The sequence below is a fragment of the Candidatus Culexmicrobium sp. genome, assembly GCF_058356305.1.
In genome coordinates this window covers 1-2,619 of sequence record NZ_JBTVBB010000002.1, presented here as the reverse complement: position 1 = coordinate 2,619, position 2,619 = coordinate 1, and the positions used below count along the sequence as shown (strand labels likewise).

General features: G+C 34.8%; 3 protein-coding genes. 2 read left to right on the top strand and 1 reads right to left on the bottom strand.

Annotated elements, in window-relative coordinates; all coding sequences use genetic code 11:
* The coding region (locus tag ACW8TM_RS00330; protein WP_491531279.1) for a M28 family peptidase at positions 1-1,279 on the bottom strand (1,279 nt) is incomplete at its 3' end.
* A 105-nt stretch (positions 1,280-1,384) separates the two neighbouring features.
* Here ACW8TM_RS00330 and ACW8TM_RS00325 point away from each other — a divergent pair.
* Both ACW8TM_RS00325 and ACW8TM_RS00320 read left to right on the top strand, forming a co-directional pair.
* Positions 1,385-2,059 carry a DUF4013 domain-containing protein gene (locus ACW8TM_RS00325; protein ID WP_491531278.1) on the top strand — a complete coding sequence of 225 codons (675 nt, stop codon included), beginning with the start codon at positions 1,385-1,387 and terminating at the stop codon, positions 2,057-2,059.
* Positions 2,060-2,278: 219 nt separating this feature from the next.
* A partial coding sequence (locus tag ACW8TM_RS00320) for a TFIIB-type zinc ribbon-containing protein (RefSeq protein WP_491531277.1) occupies positions 2,279-2,619 on the top strand: 341 nt, incomplete at its 3' end.

Here is a 2,619-nt window from a genome sequence, read left to right as displayed (position 1 = left end):
TTATTAGGTGTATATAGATTTCTGCATGTTGAATGAATAGTTCCTTATCAACTTTGTCTATTGTGTCTTCATTGCTATGATACCACCATCCAAGTGTGGCCCAATTCAATTTTTCCTTTAATTCTTTGAGAGAGTAGGTTGCGAGTATACTTATATATGGGATTCCTATTCCTAGGAATGAGTTGTCCCCTGTTTTTACTGGGATTGATTTTTCAATTTTTATTCCAATTTCACTGGCTATTTGGTCTAGGAGGGGCCATGTTTCTGGTGCTGCACTCGCAACATATCTTGACGCTCCCTTCAGGCCAGGGGAATCAATGTTAATGTATGTAATACAGCTTCTATTCAATTTTGGCCAGTAGTAGTCTACATACCATGTTGAACCTGCAGCTTCAGCTATTTCATGCCCGTCCCAGAAGGTGAATATTAGGGTTCTTCTAAGCTTATCTCTATATTTTGCTAGAATTCTTGCTAGTTCTAGCATTAATGCATTTCCACTTGAATTGCATGTCGCTGTTTTTCCCCATGCTTCTAGGTGGCCTCCAATTAGAATGAATTTTTCTGGTTCAATTTTGCCCTTTAGTTCTGCTGTTGGTTGTCTAGCTTTAACCCATTTTCTAATGTTTTCTAGTTTAATCCAGACTTTAACCTTCGACTTTTCTAGAAGCTTTTTTAGGTGTTCTCCAGCTGCTCTTGAAATGTTTATTGATGGTATTTTTGGCATTAAATTCCATTCTTCTGGTGTTGGATTACCCCAAACCCATTTAATTGCTCCTCTACCGATAACTTTCTTTTCAGTTGGCCCCCAGTTTATTAGAATTAGTGCCTTTGCTTCGTTTCTTTCAGCAATTTTTGCTTTCTCTGGTCTTGGTGGAGAGTAGGATAGTTCTGCTAACACTATTTTTCCTTTAACATTCTTATCCTTATAGTCTTCTTCTCCACCTGCGTCTACATAGATTAATTCTCCCTCTAATCCTTCTGGTAAAGTTGATGGGCTATGTAAATTTGGAAAACTTTCAATTACAAGTTGCTCTGGACTTAAGACCTTTAATTCAGATATTATAGGGAAGCTACTGTAGATGTAGAATTCATCTATTCTTGAATTTAGCTTAAATTGATTTAGTTTATTATTGATGTATTGTGCAGCCTTTAATAGTTGAGGTGAACCTGCAAGCCTCTCTCCAACTTTTTCTATTAGGAAGAGCATGTGATTATAGGCTTTATCATATGAGAAATTTTCAATTAAAATCTTTATTAAATCTTTAATGTTTAAGTCCAAAGCTATACCTCCATTTAACTCTATAATTAGATTTATTTGATAAAGAGTTTAAGTTTACGATAAATTATTTAACTGTTAGCTGAGATTTATTTAGATGTGAGCAAGATGAACTTAAATGAAATTTTAGGTGAATCTTGGAATTTTATGATGAAGCTAGTTGAGGATACTGGCAATTTGATAGTCTTGTTCGTATTAAATTTGATACCAATAGTTAACTTCATAGTTCTTGGTTATGGTGCAAGAATTGTTAGGAATGGTGATTCCTTAAGTAGACCTCCTAGAATGGAGAATTATGGTGATGCTTTTATTGACGGATTGAAAATCTTTGTTGCAGGTCTTCTCTACCTCTTTATTCCACTAATTATTTTAGTAGGAAGTCTTGCTTTATTTGTCGGTGGTTTTAGAGCTGCCTTTTCTCCAGGTGTTGTTGTTAATTTAATGTTAAGTGGAATTGGAATTATGGGTGTCGTTTTTTCGCTTGTTGTTGGTTTTCTATTTTTATTTTTTGGGGTTATGGGGATAATCCACATGATTAAGAGTAATGATTTTTCTAGGGCTTTTGCTGTATCAGAAATTTTAGATTTAATTGAAAAAACTGGTTGGAGTAGATATTTTGGCTGGTTTGTAATTATGTTTATTTTAGGATTGATGGTGATTGCTTTGAGTAATATAGTGCCAATTGAGGGTGTTAGATGGATTATCTCAAGTTTTCTCGGAGTATTTTATATAACCTTTTTTGCAAGGAGTGCTCATCATATATATCCTCCTGTAACAGATTAAGTGGGGAATAATGATTCCTATTTAATTACCTCATAAATAAACTGTTTGATAAGCTGTAAGAGTAAGGAAAGTTTATATGGCTTACTTTCTATTTATAGTAGGCCATATTTGCGGATAGTTTGTTTAGGTGTGAAAGTTATATGGTTTAAAGGGAGGGGGCTTCAACCCTTTTGACATACTATGTTACTTATGCAAATTATGATCTTATGGTGGAGAGTTGTGGGTGAAATAAAAATCATTTTAAATGGTATTGAAGGGAAAGTTATACATTGGAAGTATATTGAAGAAGTATGTCCGGAATGTGGTAGTGCTGATATTGCTAGGGATTATAAGCGTGGAGAGATAGTTTGTGTTAATTGTGGTTTAGTGATATCTGAAAGGATTATAGATGAGAGGCCAGAGTGGAGGGCATTTACTAGGGAAGAGAAGTGGAGGAAGAGAAGAATTGGTCCTCCAATAACGTCTACTATACATGACAAGGGATTATCGACAATTATAGATTGGAGGGGGCGAGATGCTCATGGTAAAAAATTAAAACTTAAGAGAAGAATGGAGATTCT

Excerpts from the sequence above, each read along its gene's own strand:
- ACW8TM_RS00325 (WP_491531278.1), top strand. The coding sequence starts at position 1,385 with ATGAACTTAAATGAAATTTTAGGTGAATCTTGGAATTTTATGATGAAG.